The sequence below is a fragment of the Vibrio rotiferianus genome, from assembly GCF_002214395.1.
GTDB lineage: Bacteria > Pseudomonadota > Gammaproteobacteria > Enterobacterales > Vibrionaceae > Vibrio > Vibrio rotiferianus.
On record NZ_CP018311.1, the window covers coordinates 1,773,954 to 1,790,179 of the forward strand.

Annotated in this window: 15 protein-coding genes; 7 read left to right on the forward strand and 8 right to left on the reverse strand. The window is 44.7% G+C overall.

The annotated features are described in order from the left end of the window. Positions 1-288: 288 nt before the first annotated feature. On the reverse strand, positions 289-477 hold the full coding sequence (locus tag BSZ04_RS08190) for a DUF2986 domain-containing protein (protein WP_010451691.1): 189 nt from the start codon (positions 475-477) through the stop codon (positions 289-291). A 72-nt stretch (positions 478-549) separates the two neighbouring features. Here BSZ04_RS08190 and BSZ04_RS08195 point away from each other — a divergent pair, with 72 nt between their 5' ends. Together BSZ04_RS08195 and BSZ04_RS08200 are read left to right on the forward strand one after the other, a co-directional pair. Then, positions 550-1,059, forward strand: coding sequence for a GNAT family N-acetyltransferase (locus tag BSZ04_RS08195; RefSeq protein ID WP_038883169.1), 510 nt, complete (start codon positions 550-552; stop codon positions 1,057-1,059). Positions 1,060-1,117: 58 nt separating this feature from the next. Continuing rightward, on the forward strand, positions 1,118-1,507 hold the full coding sequence (locus tag BSZ04_RS08200) for a nitrous oxide-stimulated promoter family protein (RefSeq protein WP_010451695.1): 390 nt from the start codon (positions 1,118-1,120) through the stop codon (positions 1,505-1,507). Positions 1,508-1,538: 31 nt separating this feature from the next. On the opposite strand, the gene BSZ04_RS08205 is transcribed toward BSZ04_RS08200, so the two are convergent. Both BSZ04_RS08205 and trxC read right to left on the reverse strand, forming a co-directional pair. Further along, a complete protein-coding gene (locus tag BSZ04_RS08205) occupies positions 1,539-2,699 on the reverse strand; it encodes an MFS transporter (RefSeq protein ID WP_010451697.1) in 1,161 nt (386 codons plus the stop codon). A 176-nt stretch (positions 2,700-2,875) separates the two neighbouring features. Further along, positions 2,876-3,310, reverse strand: coding sequence for a thioredoxin TrxC (trxC, locus tag BSZ04_RS08210; protein ID WP_088880128.1), 435 nt, complete (start codon positions 3,308-3,310; stop codon positions 2,876-2,878). Positions 3,311-3,475: 165 nt separating this feature from the next. Between trxC and BSZ04_RS08215 the strand changes: the two genes are divergently transcribed. Then, complete coding sequence (locus BSZ04_RS08215) at positions 3,476-4,573, forward strand: ketoacyl-ACP synthase III (protein ID WP_088880129.1); 1,098 nt, start codon at positions 3,476-3,478, stop codon at positions 4,571-4,573. A 70-nt stretch (positions 4,574-4,643) separates the two neighbouring features. Here BSZ04_RS08215 and BSZ04_RS08220 read toward each other — a convergent pair whose 3' ends face one another. The 4 genes from BSZ04_RS08220 to BSZ04_RS08235 all read right to left on the reverse strand — a co-directional run bounded on the left by BSZ04_RS08220 (position 4,644) and on the right by BSZ04_RS08235 (position 10,742). After that, positions 4,644-5,969, reverse strand: coding sequence for a DUF1501 domain-containing protein (locus BSZ04_RS08220; protein ID WP_088880130.1), 1,326 nt, complete (start codon positions 5,967-5,969; stop codon positions 4,644-4,646). A 9-nt stretch (positions 5,970-5,978) separates the two neighbouring features. Then, a complete protein-coding gene (locus BSZ04_RS08225) occupies positions 5,979-7,526 on the reverse strand; it encodes a DUF1800 domain-containing protein (RefSeq protein ID WP_088880131.1) in 1,548 nt (515 codons plus the stop codon). Positions 7,527-7,918: 392 nt separating this feature from the next. Beyond that, complete coding sequence (locus BSZ04_RS08230; protein ID WP_088880132.1) at positions 7,919-9,187, reverse strand: hydroxymethylglutaryl-CoA reductase; 1,269 nt, start codon at positions 9,185-9,187, stop codon at positions 7,919-7,921. Positions 9,188-9,728: 541 nt separating this feature from the next. Next, positions 9,729-10,742 carry a helix-turn-helix domain-containing protein gene (locus BSZ04_RS08235; protein ID WP_088880133.1) on the reverse strand — a complete coding sequence of 338 codons (1,014 nt, stop codon included), beginning with the start codon at positions 10,740-10,742 and terminating at the stop codon, positions 9,729-9,731. 159 nt (positions 10,743-10,901) lie between these two features. On the opposite strand from BSZ04_RS08235, the gene BSZ04_RS08240 reads away from it, so the two are divergent. The 4 genes from BSZ04_RS08240 to BSZ04_RS08255 are packed head-to-tail and all read left to right on the forward strand — an operon-like array spanning position 10,902 to position 14,830. Then, entirely contained in the window at positions 10,902-12,023 is a 1,122-nt protein-coding gene (locus BSZ04_RS08240) for an HlyD family secretion protein (protein ID WP_010451713.1), read from the forward strand. Next, positions 12,013-13,026: a DUF2955 domain-containing protein gene (locus BSZ04_RS08245; RefSeq protein WP_088880134.1), complete on the forward strand. Its 1,014-nt coding sequence runs from the start codon at positions 12,013-12,015 to the stop codon at positions 13,024-13,026. Before BSZ04_RS08240 ends, BSZ04_RS08245 begins: the two co-directional genes overlap by 11 nt. 29 nt (positions 13,027-13,055) lie before the next feature. Beyond that, complete coding sequence (locus BSZ04_RS08250) at positions 13,056-14,177, forward strand: AI-2E family transporter (protein ID WP_088880135.1); 1,122 nt, start codon at positions 13,056-13,058, stop codon at positions 14,175-14,177. Next, entirely contained in the window at positions 14,174-14,830 is a 657-nt protein-coding gene (locus BSZ04_RS08255) for a potassium channel family protein (RefSeq protein ID WP_088880136.1), read from the forward strand. Before BSZ04_RS08250 ends, BSZ04_RS08255 begins: the two co-directional genes overlap by 4 nt. Before the next feature lie 71 nt (positions 14,831-14,901). Here BSZ04_RS08255 and manA read toward each other — a convergent pair whose 3' ends face one another. Next, positions 14,902-16,125, reverse strand: a complete 1,224-nt coding sequence (gene manA, locus BSZ04_RS08260; protein WP_088880137.1) for a mannose-6-phosphate isomerase, class I — start codon at positions 16,123-16,125, stop codon at positions 14,902-14,904. Positions 16,126-16,226: the final 101 nt, after the last annotated feature.

The window sequence follows — 16,226 nt, forward strand, 5'->3', positions numbered from 1 at the left end:
TTAGGTGAGGCAAGGAGTGTGTCGCCTAGTCATTCTAAGCAAATACTCCTTAACAAAGCATAAAACGATTTTAGCCGAACCCTTTGGGCAGCGTTTGTTGGTCATTTCTACTGCGTTATCGACTTCTCATGTAGGCTAACTACACAACAAAGTCTCTGTCTTGTATAAATACCCAACAATTCGCTGCAAAAATCAGCTCGAAAGGCCAACAGACCCTAAAGTCTGTATCTGAGATACAAATAAGCACGTTAAATTTGGATAAATAAAAGCCGCGTTGTGCGGCTTTTTTTATGCTTCGTCAGCAGGCTGGGTTACTTCAGTTCCTTCTGAAGCTTGCGCAGCGGCTTGCTCTTCTGCTTCCATTTTCGCACGTTCAGCTTTAGAGATGTAACGTGGCTTGTTGCTCTTATGAAGCTTTGCGTTTTGCTTTTTCAACTTCGCTTTTAAGATCGAATTGATTTTCTTCTTGCGGTTCATGGTGTTGGTCCTTTAATTTAGCGGGGCAGGATAGTGATTTTTCCGCCAAGTTACAACCCTAATGGATTCCCTATGAAAACACTTACAACCGAGCGACTCACACTGCGTCTTGTCAGTGTAGAAGATGCACCGTTTATTTTAGAACTCTACAACCAACCCGATTTTTATCGTTTCGTCGGTGATAAGCAAATTCGCACCTTAGACGAAGCCAAGCGCTATATCCAAGAAAACATGCTTCGTATGCAAGAGCTTAAAGGGGTTAGCTTGCTGGTGGTCGAAACCAAGCATGACCAACAGCCAATTGGTATCTGTGGCTTGGTCAAGCGCGATACATTAACCGCGTTTGATATTGGTTATGGCTATTTACCAAGCGCGTATGGCAAAGGTTACGCGAGTGAAGCAGCGAGTGTTGTCGTGGATTTTGCCCGTGAGGATATGAAAATAGAAAACTTGGTTGCCATCACTAATAATGACAATATACGTAGTATAAGTTTGCTAGAAAAATTGGGATTTCAGTTTGAGCGCATCGAGCAGACCTACGATAATGGTCGGAATTTACAGCTTTATACCATGAAGTTGTAACTCGATAAGCCGTAACTAAAGCAGTTGCGGCTAAAGGCGATTTAGCTAGAGGAAAAGAATGAGCGACATTTTATTGGGGAAGCTCGCCACAGAGTTTAAAACCGTCAAGGCGATGGTAGAGATCTATTGCAAAGATAACCATGGCACAAATGGTGAGTTGTGCTCAGAATGTCGCGGATTATTAGAGTATGCGGAAGTTCGGCTTGATCGTTGTCCTTACGGAGAAGAAAAGCCGACTTGTAATAAATGCCCAATTCACTGCTACAAACCGGAACCTAAAGAGCAAATGCGACTTATTATGCGTTACTCTGGGCCTAGAATGTTGCTTAAGCACCCAATTCTAGCAATTCGGCATTTAGTACACGAGAAACGTGATGTTCCAGAAAAGCCTGCTGCTAATGCTTCGAATCGCCATAAGCGGATGGAAAACAAAAAACGAGGGTGCTAGACCCTCGTTTTTGCATTTTGCTTCGCAGATATTACAACCCTGCAGCCATTTGGTGCTTTGATTTGGTTGCTGCGATTAGCATGTAGATACAAGTCGCAAGCAGAGCGGCGAACAAGTAACCCAACAAGCCGTGCATCTGACCCATGAATTTATCGGCAACCACTGGGCCAGCTACTGAACCGACGCTGTAACTGAACAACATAACTTGCGTTGCAGATACGATGAAACGCTCGTCTAATCCTTCGCAACCTAAGTTAATTGCGATTGGGTATAGTGCAAAAGTTGCCATGCCCAACAGGAACAGTGCCGCTGCAAGTACTACCGCTGATGAAGATACAAAAGTCAGGCCGATAGAGAAAATACCTAAGATACAGAAAAACGCCATCAACACAGTACGTGCCATGTACTTGTTTAATGCTGTAACCATAGGTTGAACAAGCATGCCCCCTAGGATCACGAGCGCCATCAATGTACCGATGTCTTGGTGGCTGATCTTACGGTTTGCGAGTTCTACTGGCATCAGGCCATAAATCGCACCCAAAGTTAGGCCTGAAACAATACAACCAATGATTGCAGCGTGACTTAGTTTAGAAATCTGTTTGAACGATAATGCTGTTGATTCATGGCTGTTTGGTTGTTCGCAATCAATGAACAGCAAAACCAGTATTGCCATTAGGATCAGTGTAGTGATCGCGACAAAAGGAACACCGCCGCTTACTCCTAGGATACCAATACCAAACTGACCAAGAGCAGAGCCACCATATAAAGACAGCATGTAAAGGCTCAAGCGTTTTGCTCTAGAAGATTCATCACCGGACATTAGCCATGATTCTACAATCACAAACACGCCTGCAACTGCCATACCCGCAATGAAGCGCGCAACAAGCCATACGATACCATTTGGAACTAATGGTAGTGCGACGATGGTGAATGAGAAAGTCGCTAGGCAGCCGACAAATGCTTTACGGTGGCCCACACTACGAACAATACGTTCAAAGAAAATAGCACCAACTAATAGACCGCCATAGAACACACTCGCCAACCAACTCGCGTAATCAGCAGAGATGTTGTATTCACCAAGCATAAGAGGGATCAAGCTCATCAAATAGCCTGATGCCACTGCATAAAGAGACAGTGCTACGACAGGAACTGTGACTCGTGGTGATGTTGCAGGAATGGCTGTGTTTTCCAATGTTTTGCGCCTATAAGTTAAGTAAAAATCAGGGGTTATTCGGCGCGAATATGAGGCTAATTAATAGGCAAGTAAAACGATATATTTAAGTCGTTTCGACAAAAGATATTTATCGATATTCTATGAGGGAATGCTGCATAAAAACGCCAGCCTAAGAGTTAGGCTGGCGAAGGGATTTATTTGCTAAGTGCTTGATTTAGCCATTGATCAAATTGAGTTTTTGGTAGGGCACCATTGATCATGTCAACACGCTGACCATTCTTAAAAACCATAATCGTTGGAATACTGCGAATACCGAACTGTGCCGCTAATTGTTGTTGCGCTTCGGTATCAATCTTGACAAAACGAGCGTTTCCAGCCTGTTCTTGCGCGACATCCGAAAAAACAGGAGCAAACCCCACACATGGATTGCACCATGGTGCCCAGAAATCGACCACGACTGGCGTGTTGCTTTCTAGCAGCGCTGAGAAATTATCGACAGTGCCTTCTATTGGGGCACCATCAAATAGAGCACTCTTGCATTTACCGCAGCTTGCAGCTTCCGCAACTCGCTCATTAGGGACGCGATTTAAACCGCCACAAGACGGACAACGAGTTTTAAACGATGACATGACTTCTTCCTTTATGACAACTTCATGAAAACATGACTTACCAGTCAGCCTCATAATTTGTATACTTCTTTTTTAGCCTGCCGATATATAAGACGGCAAGTCTGTATTTGGACCCGAACAGGTTCTAAGAAATTTCATTAAAATACAACAATAAATAGGTCTGCGATGACAAATTACTACGCTGAAATTACCGGTTGGGGAAAATGTCTTCCACCAGCCACGCTCTCTAACGACGACCTTAGCACTTTCCTTGAAACTTCAGATGAATGGATTCGCACCCGTACTGGTATCGAAAACCGTCGCATTAGCCACGTAAACACGTCGGACATGGCAACGGTAGCCGCGCAACATGCAATGGCACGTGCAGGTGTAGAAGCGAGTGATATCGACCTTATCATTGTTGCTACATGCTCTCCTGACTCTCTTATTCCAAACATTGCTTCTAAAGTTCAGCAAAACCTTGGTATTCGCTCTGCAGCGGCTTTCGACTTAAACGCGGCATGTACTGGTTTTGTCTATGGTTTGGAAACTGGTACACGTTTGATTCAATCAGGCAATTACCGTAACGCAATCATCATTGGTGCTGAACGTCTCTCTTTCTACATTGACTGGGCAATGCGTGATACTGCGGTATTGTTCGGCGATGGTGCAGGGGCCGTAGTTCTGACTCGTACAGAACAAGAAACAGGCCTACTGCAATCGCAAATTGGTTGTGATGCAAAAGGGCGTGACATCCTTTCTGTGCCTAAGTTTGGCACATGCATGGATCGTTTTGCGGAAGACAACGGTTACTGGGATTTCAATTTTGTAGGTCAAGAGATCTTCAAACGTGCCGTAAAAGGCATGGGTCTAGCGGCGAAAACGGTTTTGAAAGCCTCTGAGTTAACCACAGATCAAATCGACGTGGTAATCCCGCACCAAGCGAATATCCGTATCATCCAAACGCTGTGTGACCTTTCAGGTATTCCACAAGAAAAAGCCTTTGTGAACATCCAAAATTACGGTAACACTTCGGCAGCAACAGTGCCAATTGCGCTGTGTGAAGCGTTAGAGCAAGGACGTGTTAAACCAGGCGACAACATGCTATTAGCGGCATTCGGTGCGGGTTTGACATGGGGTGCTGCAGTATTGAAATGGGGTGACCGTGTAACGCCTGTTGCTGAAAGCGACGCGGTGCTACCAGAAAGCGATAAGACAGCGTTGGAGCTTTTAGAGCGCGCAATCAAGTTGTGTAACGAACGCCCTCGCGGTGAAGACGCGTAAACGAAGCAATACATGCGATAAACAAAAGGGAGCATTTTGCTCCCTTTTTTATCTTTTGTGTTTTGGTAAATTAAGCCATAAAGCCTAAGTTTGATGTCGAGAAATTTCGAATGTTAGGGAATACGTAATCTAGTGCCGCGCCATCACTGATCCCCATCCACTGAGCCAAAGTAGCACCGACTTGGTCTGCGGCAATCTTAGGAATTAACCGACCTTTGGAATAGTCGTCTTCACCACCTAGTACTAGTTCAGGCCAAGTACCAATTGGTTGAGCGCTTTTTACTGCCCCTCCAATGACGAGCTGATGCCCACCCCAACCATGGTCAGTGCCGTTACCATTGCTGGTCATTCTTCTGCCAAAATCAGACATGGTAAAGGTGGTTACGTTGTCACTAAGCCCTTGTTCATCAAGGGCTTGATATAGAGCACTGAGGTTCTCCGAAAGATCTTTTAGAAGCGAAGGATGTTTTGTTAACTGAGCATCATGCACGTCATAGCCAGTATGTTTAACAAAGAAGATTTGTCGTTGTTGTGACAGAGAGCTCTGGCGTGAGATTAGCTTAAATACCATATTAAGCTGTTTCCCTAAGCTTGATTTACTAAACCCTGCAACTGGCTCGACGGATTTAAGCTCACTCGCTAAAAGTTGGCTCATCAACATAGATTGCTCTGTCATCGTATTGAAATGGTTACCGAAAAGACTTGCAGGTTTAATGGCCTGTATTTTTGCGTATGCCTCGTTGAAATCACTCTTATTAATTGCTGTTAGTTGAAGTACCCTGTCTTGTTTTAAAACCGTCTGTGTATGGTCGACAGATCTGAGCCATAGAGAATCTCCATGGATACTATATAACGGTGTTACATCAGCCTGTGAACTCAATACATCCAACATTCTTCCGGCCCAGCCTAAATTTGAATCAACGGGCATTCCACCGGATAACCAGCTATTCCTTTGAGAGTTATGAGAAAATAAGTGAGTAGGGAGTACATCCTTGTCTTGTTCTATTTCAGACTTGCTCAGAGGGCGTTCAAGAATACCACTGTTTAAAACGACGTTAGCATCACCGCGTTCGAACAGGGGCTGAAGTGATGAAAGGCTTGGATGTACGCCCAGAGGGACTTCATTTCCATAATTATCGGTGGCAGTTAAGTGAGTTGAGAGAATCGTATCTCGCTCTACAGCCAAATTACTTCTCACCGCTTTATACGCTTGATAATGGGAATCAGACAGAGGTAGTACGGTGTTAATTGCATCGTTTCCGCCGGACAAATATACACAAATCAGCGCTCTGTAATCATTACTTGGTGAGGCAAGCGTCAGACTCGGCAAGCCCATGGATGCTAGGACGCTAAGGGAGGCAGTGCTTTTCAATAGGTTTCTTCGAGAGATATCCATGTTGAGCTCCTAATCTTGAACAAAGAATTCTTGGCTAGATAACACGGTAAAAAAGGCCAACGACAATTTGGTTTTGGCAACGTAATTGGATTTGTAGGCATCTAGAACGTTGAGCAGAGTCTCTTTGAGTTCAGTTGATGCGTCACCACCAAGCAGTCGTTGGTCGATTAATGTAACGAGTGCAGGATGATCATCAAGCAGTTGGTAGTACTCATTAAGTGCCAGAGCATGAGTCCTTCCGCCATTTTGGCGTATTTCGTTGTACATTGTGTTCACCACATCGGTGTAAACAGACCAATCAAGCAGTTCAAACTCAGGGGCCACTAAACCTGCATTGCTAAATGATGCAGAAGGCACATAATCCGGAGAATAGAAATTGAAAACGCTTCGCGAGCGCAATGCGCCTTGGTTAGCTGAGTTCATTAGGCCGACAGCACCGTAATAGCGATTATCGATTGGCTCAAACCCTAGAGCACGGTGAAAGTTCATAAAAACTATAATGGGCTCTTTTAATTTAATAGGTTGTACCGTGCTTAAGCCTAAGGCTTCGGGATCAGTCAATATTGCACTAACAACCGCGCCTAAATCGCCTTTTGTCCCGCTACCGTTGTCATTAAATACCGACGCAACTCGCTCGACATAGTCAGGTGTTGGATTCGATGTTACTAAGCGTTGTATTAGTTGTTTTGACACGAAAGGTGCAATATTGTCATGGGCCATTAAAATATCCATGACTAGATTTAGTTCATCATCGGCGTTCAAACCGGAAGGAATCGTGCTCCCAAGAAAAGCTTTTGAGCCATCGTCATGGCGCCAGTCAACAACACGCATCGGTTTTGTAAAAGCGCTATCTGATTTCAACCATCCCGTTAGTGAACGAGCTAACTCTTGCACATCTGACTGGCTATAGGTAGGAATGGCGTTTCCAGCGGAGTCTCGTTTCTTTGTACCATCCAAATTCAACTCATATAAGCCAATAGTAAATAACTGCATAAGCTCTCTGGCGTAGTTTTCATCAGGTAGGGAGCCAGTCGCACTATCTGCTTTTTTACTTCCCATCATCGAGAGGTAACTGCCCATAACTGGATGTGTGGCCGTTTTATAAAGTAGATCCCGATAATTACCGAATGCGTTTTCAACTAAAAGATCGTAGTAGGTCACGAGTCCTAGTGCTTTGCCTGAAAGGCTGTTTCCATACCTAGACACTACGAGTATTTGACTTAGTGCGAACGCAGTTCGTTGTCTTAATTGATCTTGAGACGTTACTGAAATTTGATACCAAGAATTTTCTCTATTTGCTTGGGCTCCTCGAGTAAATGGGGTTTGATACAAGCTTATGTGGAGAGTGGGTGGATAATTGAGTTGATTCTCTAGCCAAAGGTTTAAGCCTTGCGACTCAAGCTGCGCTCTACTCTGAGGAGTAGGCCCAAAAGTCGCTTGATATAGTGTGCGCGTAATCTGTTGCTGTGTTAATTCAGCCATAACGGGTTGCATGGAACCAACTGAAAGCACGAAGAAGAAAAATAGGGTTAAGTGATATAGTTTCTGACGTTTCATATAAACTCTCTTACCTACGTATAGCCGTATGGGAGTGAGTGACAATGAAAGAGCAAAATCGTTTGAGCTAATTAAGAAAAAGCTAACATACTGTTTCAAAGCGAGTATAGACAAACTAAAGCGGAGATTTAGCGGGTGCGTGAGACAAATACTAAAATCAAGGCCCTCGTTAGTTCAAAAAAACGAGGTAAAAGATTGAAACAGCCGTATAAAAACGTGATCTAAGCATTAATTAATTTTATGTAAACAATAAGTATTGGCGGGCTATTTAACGGCGTGTTGGGGGCAAAAACCATCATGCCAAAGCATGAATTACTTTAGCTGATAGCTCATTTTTTAGGCTGAGGGATAAGGTAGGCAGCACTTCGCGTGCTACCTATACAACAAAGTAATCAGTTACTTTTTCTGGCGAGCTTATGATGTGCTCTAGAAAAATGATCGGCACAGAATGCGCCAACAATTGAAAGCTCACCCGCCAAGCATAGACCGGCAGCAACTTCTGCCAAGGCTTTCGCTTTGCCATTCCCATGCAAGCCAAGAATATCCAAACACGCTTTCTGTGTTGGCAAGCCAGTACCACCACCAACCGTACCGACCATGATGTTTGGAAGAGTCACAGAAGCGTACAGGTTACCGTCAGTGTCAACGTCCATTCTTGTAATACCAACGGCTGATTCGGCAACACATGCCGCGTCTTGCCCACACGCGATGTAAAGTGCGGTAAGAGCATTTGCATAGTGTGCATTGATACCAATCGACCCACTGAGTAAACCACCAACCATGGTCATTTTGCCAAATTTAACCATGGCTTCTGGGGTAGTATGGAGGTATTTCTCAACAAGTGCTTTTGGAATGGTCACTTCCGCTGATACTTTTTTTCCGCGCACGGAACGTAAAGTATGCGCATTTGCCTTCTTATCACCGGAGAGATTGCCATCTAAGAAAGCATCAATTGGTTGGATAGGACTGTGTTCAAGAATGTAGTGGAACACTTTATGTGTTGCGATGGTCACCATATTCTGACCAGAAGCGTCCCCCGTTACGTATTCAAACACCAAGTAAACATGATTACCTTCAATGTTGACGTTGATGTCTTTTAGCTTTCCGTGCGTCGTAGTTGACTCCGCTTCTTTACGGAAGATGTCATATTGGGTAACCACCCAACTAACAAACTGTGCTGCTTCTGCGAGAGATTGGAATCCAAATACGGGTGTACGGCTGACGCCTTCGCTGATCAAAAGCGTGCTTGCGCCACCAGCGGCCGTAATTAAGTTCGCACCGCGACTATAAGAGGCGACTAGGGCTGCTTCTGTTGTAGCAAGTGGAACTAAGTAGTCGTCATTAGCAAACAAACCGTTAATGCGAAGTGGGCCAGCAACGCCTACAGGGAGGTTCACCGTGCCGATAAAGTGCTCAATGTTGTTGGCGTATTGGTTGTAATTCGATTGAGTGAAAGGATCCAGAAGAAGATCTTTGTCCGTCATGGATTCTAGAACTTTCCAACGACGTGCAATGTGCTTTTCCGTCAGACCTGCACTAAGGCAGAGTTTCTTTTCTGGCTTGTGGTATTTCGGTTCTAATGCCGATTGTACTTTTTCGCAGGTTTCATTCTCGGAGAGTGCAGAGCTATTCCTTGCGCTGTCTAAATTTAATTTCGGCATACAAACGTTTCTTTATTCATTTGGTTTGGAATTGTAGTGATACAAAACGTGATTACAATCCCGCGTATACGTTTTGCAACAAAAGGTTGCTCAGCTTCAAACACATGAATATTCGGATTAAGCCGAAGATCGCGTGCTAACGGCTGTATGAAAGACGAGATATGAGATTTTATTTAGACTTAACCTATTGAAAATAATTAATTAAAAATCGCAATGGCGCGTGAGGTAGATGAACAAGATGCGAAAAGAACGCTGAATTCTTATCATTGTTAAAATTGCGCAAAGTGGGTGAATTACTCTAATTTTGAACATCAAAATGATGAAATTGAAATATGCTAGCGTGGCGTAAAATGGTAAATAACTTGAGTAGTGCTGCGGCATAATAGCCCTACGTTTTCAATTGAGGGTAACGTATGATTGTTTACTTTCGAGTTCAGGACGTAGAAGTGCTTTGCGATGAAATAGACCTCGCAACGCTGATGCAAGCCAAACTCAAGCAATTACCAAATACCAAGCCTCAAATGGACTGAGCAGTATAACGTTACGAGGAGCTGGATGCATTCAGCGCTATCGACTGTTTATACACTTTAGGAGATAACCCGGACACTCTTTTAAATGCGCGTGAAAAGTGCGAAATACTGGTGTAGCCAAGTTGATTGGATATATAAGTGAGAGAGTGTCCTTCTTCCATCAGTTCGCAAGACACAGAGAACATCAATGACTCTTTAATATGCCGAAAAGAAGTCCCTTCATTCTTTAACTTTCTTTGAAAGGTTCGAACAGAATAGCTCAGCAACTGAGCCGCTTCTTCTATCGACAAATTACGCTCTCGCACATAAGGGCGAAGGAGTTCAAACACGCTATCAGTAAAACTCGTATGCCACTGGAGCTGACTAGGTTTGGCGCCCAATTGAGAGTCTGTTATTTGAATTGGTACGGCCAGAATATCTTCTGGTATGTAAACGCCTGCTTTTTCTTGACCCACAAAGATCTGGCATTCGTTAGGCACGATACTTTTTACGATGTCGCTGTTGTGCCCTTGTAGGCGTACCTTGCTTGGATACCACGTGGTTTTGGTCAAAATGCTGATGAGCTCAGTAATGTAAATGACTGCAAATGCTTCTGACCAGTCGGCGATTTGAGTGTCTTTCTGTTCTGAGAAACGACAGAACCAAGCGTGACCATGGTGGATTTCGAAAGAAACGTTACTTCCGGGTGAGTCTAAACTGAATATCTCGTCGATGTGTTGCATCGAATCACCAATGGTCTGAAATGGCACAAACTGATGCAAGACATTAGGTATGACACGACGACGAAAGATGAGTACTAATAAGTCAGTAAACTTGCGGACACCAAGTTGAGAAGAGGTTAAGTGGATTAAACGTTTTATCGATTCAGATGGAATGTAGTCGCTGTCAGACTGGAATAGATCCGCTGGTAGCCCGGCGTCACTGAGTAGTTTGTGCTTGTCCAAACCATAGTTGGCAAAGACTTCTACCATAATTCGTGCGTAGTTGCTTTGAACAACGGGGAAATGAAACGCGGGATTTGGCATTAAGCGGATACTCCATGTATAGCCAATTAACCTCAAACTATCTTAGCGCATAACGCTTGCTTTTAGATATAGCTCGATAATTATTGTTCAATTAATGGCAGGTTGGACAGGACGGTATATCCTTAAAATGTTCAATCTATTCAATGGCAAGGGGATAACATGTCTGAGAACGAAAAAGAAAAACAGCCAGCGGAAGTGGCGGAAAGTAAAGAGACGAATAAAAAAGACAAGGTGAAGACGGTCACCAACTATCTGCTTTTGTTCATTGTCGTCATGCTCGGCTTCAGCATTGTGTCAGACCGTATTATTCCAGTGACCGACAATGCACGGGTCAAAGGCTACATTGTGCCGATAAAACCGCAGGTTTCTGGCAATGTCCTCAACATTAACGTTCGTCCTAACCAACTTGTTGAAGAAGGTGATGAGCTTGCCGTTCTCGATAAATCTGATTACGAGATCGCGGTGAAGCAAGCCGAAGAGAATCTGGAAATCGCTGGGCAAAATGTGGGGGCGCAAACCGCAACGATTGCTTCGGCTCAAGCAAGACTTACTTCAGCGATTGTTGAACGCCAAAATACCGAAGCGCAAGCGAACCGTGTCCTTGCCATGGCAGAGAAAGGCGTAGTGTCGAAATCAGACGCAGATAAAGCAAGAGCGTCCTTAGCAACCGCTAGAGCGAACGTAGTAAATGCCGAAGCGGATCTTGAAAAAGCGAAACAACAACTCGGTGCGGAAGGTGAAGAAAACAGCCAAGTTAAGGCAGCATTACTCGCACTTGAACAAGCTCAACTGAACTTAGAACGTACTGTGATTCGTGCGCCAACTCAAGGTGGTGTTTCAAACTTTAGCTTAACCGAAGGCTTCTATGCTTCAGCAGGTCAGCCAATCATGACGTTTGTGTCGACAGAGGACATCTGGATAGAAGCATACTTTCGTGAAAACAGTTTAGGCAACGTCAGCATTGGTGACGAAGTAGAAATCGCCCTCGACTTTGTTCCTGGAAAAGTCATCAAAGGCAAAGTGAGCAGCATCGACTGGGGTGTGGATTGGGGACAAAACCAACAAGCGGGTAAGCTCGCGCAAGCTAATCAACAAACAGGTTGGTTACGCCAAACGCAAATGCTGCCAATCGCGATTGAGTTTGATCGTGAAGAAGTAACAGGAATGCTACGTGTTGGCGGTCAAGCAGACGTGATTGTCTACAGTGGTGACAACTTCGTGTTCAACACCCTTGGCAAACTTTGGATTCGTCTACTGAGCGTACTGTCTTATGTTCGATAACCTGAGCATCGATAACGCAACTCAACGCCGGATTCTGCGCTTCACCATAGGTGTGGGTCTGGCGGTGTTTCTCGCTGCTTGGATTAATTGGCAACTGGCGTTTGTCGCGCCGGTATTTACCGCGAAGTTCTTGGTCGATAAGCCAAATCTTCACAGAGAGACGATTTACGAGTTGCTGCTGGCATTGATTGCCACCATGGGATTGGGGCTGCTTCTTTCAGGAGGCATTACTCAGTACCCAATTGTTCTACTGATAGCCGTCGGTTTGATGATGGCATGGGGCTACTACTTGTTTACTGACCCCAAATGGAATCTGTTCGCGACCATTTTGTTGATTGCGGTATTGATGTTGCCATTTATGGCAATAAACAACCCAGCGGTTTCCTTAGTGCTCGCGAGTGGCTTGGCGATTTCTGGAGCGGTATCGGTAGCGATTTTTGCTCTGGTTCATATTTATCTGCCAGAGCCAGACAGTGAGTTCGCTGGTTATGCGCAGCCACCTATTGGTAAGGAACAACGTTGGCATGCGTCATTTCGAGCCATGCTGATTTCGTTTCCTGTGGTGTGCTTCTTCTTTGTCTTTCAGATTTCAGAAGCATTGCTCACCATGATGTTTGTCGCGTTGCTGTCTTTGATGATTACGTCAGAGAAGTCAGTCAAATTAAGCGCGTTTTTAATCATCAGTAACGGTATCGGCGGGATACTTGCCATCTCGGCGTTCTCGATACTCGCCATCGTGCCAAACATTTTCTTTTACACCGCCTTTATCGCGTTGTTGGCGGTATTGATCGGGAAGAAGATTTACACCGCGCCAGAGAAGGCACCGATATTCGCCACGGCGTTCAGCACCTTACTTGTCTTAATCGGCAGCACGCTAATGAGCTCCGGCGATATCGACAGCAACACATTTATTCGAATCTTCCAACTGGTGTTGGTCGGGACATACATGATCCTCGCATCACTCTTTTTGGAAACCAGACAATGGAAGTTTTTGCAAACATAACACTTAACAGACAGTGAAAAGGTAACGCTATGAAAGCTTCAAATGATTTCTCTAAACAGGCGATAGACGCCGCTATCAAGATCGGAGCCGTAGCGTTACTGATCTGGTGGTGTTTCTCTATCCTCAGTCCATTCATTATGTTGGTTGTGTGGGGTGGCATTATTGCCATTGCTCTCTACCCAGTCATGATATCCCTTCATAATCGCCTAGGCATTTCAAAAGGCAAGGCGAGTGCGCTCCTCAGTACCATCGGTGTGCTGTTACTTTTAGTCCCCCTTATTGCACTTTCATCCGGTCTTTATACCAGTGGAACCGAGGTCGTCACAGGGTTACAAGATGGCACTTTAGTCATACCTAAGCCCCAAGAAAGCATAAAAGAGATCCCTGTCGTGGGCGACAAGCTGTTCGTTGCGATTAACTACGCATCGACCAACATGGAAGGCTTCTTAGTTAAGTATGGCGAACAAGTGAAAGGCTTTATTTCTCAAGCTGCCTCAATTGTTGGCTCGGTAAGTGGTGGTTTTGTTCAATTCATTATTTCTACCATGATTGCTGGGGCGTTCATGAGTAATGCAGAAGCTTGCCAGAAAGGTTTTACCAAGTTGGCTGACCGCCTCACCAACAAGAAAGGTGAAGCGTTGATTGATCTTTCAAAATCGACCGTTCGTAGTGTGGTTCAAGGTGTGATTGGCGTTGCTTTGATTCAATCTGTCATGGCAGGTGTCGGTATGGTCGCGGTTGGCGTTCCTGCTGCTGCACTTTGGATGGTTGCCGTAATTCTGATTGCGATTGTTCAACTGCCACCGATTCTGGCACTGATTCCTGCGATTATTTACGTCTTTAGCGTCGAATCGACACTGGTTGCTTGCATATTCTTCGTTTGGTGTATCTTGGTTAGTGCAAGCGACGCGGTACTTAAACCTGTTCTTCTAAGCCGTGGTTCAGACACACCGATGCTTGTGACACTGCTAGGTGCACTGGGTGGTATGGCAATGTCTGGCATCGTTGGTCTTTTTGTCGGTGCCGTGGTACTGAGTCTGACTTATCAATTGATGGTGAACTGGTTAGAAGAAGATGACACTGAAGCAAACAAAGCACTAAGCATTGAGCAAAAAGCGAAGGAGGAAGATAAAGTAGAGGTGGACTCATGAAGTCTATGACTAGGGAAGATAACTTTTACTTTTTGTTTTTTGCACTGATCGCGCTGTTTTTCGGCTGTGCTGTAATGCACCAGTTCTATCCAGACGGGCAAGAATTTGTTCTTGCTCTTTTGGTGGTGACGCTAGGTGCTTCGATTGCAGGCATCAACAAGAAAAACAAATCCAATCGAACATGGTATGGCGTGTTACTGATTGTTGCCGTCATCTCCTATGGTATGTCGTTTTTAGAGCATTTAGATCTGTCCATTTTGACGCTAGGTGCGTTATTGGTGTTCTTGTTTTCGCACATATACTCGGCGCTAAAGCAGGTGGTATTAACCAAGTCAGTAACGACAAACCACATCATAGGTTCGATTTGTATCTATCTGCTCTTAGGACTGGCGTGGGCGGTGATCTACTTGTTGGTGTTGGAGTTCTTCCCGAGTTCTTTCACTGGATTAGAAGCAAAACCTTGGCTGTCGAACTTGTTTAATGCCTTGTACTTCAGCTTTATTACGTTGACGACAGTGGGCTATGGTGACATTTCACCAACGGTTCCAGTGGCTCAGTTCTTCGTTTTCTTCGAGGCGATAGTAGGGAGCTTTTACTTGGCCATCATGGTGGCAAGTTTGGTGAGTATTCGTTTGGCTCAAGCGCAGAGCTAGATATAAGACGGAGTGATTTGAATGGCGGAGCTGAAGAGTCTCCGCCATTTTTGTTTTAAGAGGTAATGAACTTAGCCATTAAATGCACGAGCAACGCGACCTTCACAACGGATTGTGTAGCTACCCACATAAGCAGGAATGAAAGCCGATTGCCCTTTACCAAGTACTAATGTTTCACCGCTTTGTGCGAGTAGTGTTACGTCCGCATCTATCGGCATCAAGATTTCCGCACTGCTCATCTCGACTTGTTGATCTTTTGGCTCTTGGAACACAGAGAACTTGAAGTCTTGCACAGGAACAGGAAAGTGATGCTCACAGCCTTTGATTTCTGCTTTAGTTAGTAGCGTGTTCATTGGTTTTGGAATGAAGTCGGTGCACTTAACCAGTTCTTCCACATCCATGTGTTTTGGTGTCAAACCAGCGCGAAGTACGTTATCTGAGTTAGCCATAATTTCCAGACCGGTACCTTTAATGTACGCATGAGGCGTTCTTGCGCTTAAGAACATAGCTTCCCCCGGCTTGAGCGTAATAACATTCAGCAGTAACGGAGCAAACAAACCCACATCATTCGGGTATTGCTCAGCAAGGTCTAAAATCAATTCGCACACGGGGCGTGCTTGGTTGGCTGCTGCGTAACTTAATAAGTGATCGACTGCGTTAACCTTACGTGCTTCTTCCATAGAAAGAATCTCCACGAAGAAGTGACACAAGCCGTCTTGGTTAGGGTTACGCTCAAACTGTTCTAGGTAGCCGTTAATCTCAGGAATGTCACACAGGCGGAACTCAGCGATGATTTCATCAAACGGACGAAAGCCGTTCATCGCTTGGTATTCTGTTAGGGCGTAAACTAGTTCTGGCTTGTGGTTGGCATCTTTGTAATTACGATTAAATGCATTTAGCGGTACACCTAGCTGTTGTTCTTTTGCATAACCAAGCTCTGCATCTTGCTTGTTTGGATGCACTTGAATCGACAACGCTTTATCTGCGGCAAGAATCTTGAAGAGGAAAGGTAAGTCACCAAAGGCTTCAGCCGTGCTTTGCGATAGAAACGCTGACGGATCCTGATTGATCAATTCTGATAACGAAACAATTGTACTCGAAGCAGTGGTACTTCCTTGTTTAACGATAGAGCAACCATTGGGATGAGTGCCCATCCAAACCTCGGCTTGAGGTTGTTGTGCTTCGTTAGCAAAGCCAAATAAATCGTGGATAGCCGTGCGGCTTCCCCAGTCGTAGTTTTGGATCTTATTGTCCATTTTGAAGAAGCATTTTGATGAAATAGTATTCGAATTCATGAATTTTACCCGTAGAAAACCCTCCGAACTGAATCGGAAGCAAAAAATAGTGGAGATTAGATGGGTGAGCGGTTAACTCACCCTAAGAGGTGTAGAAGTCG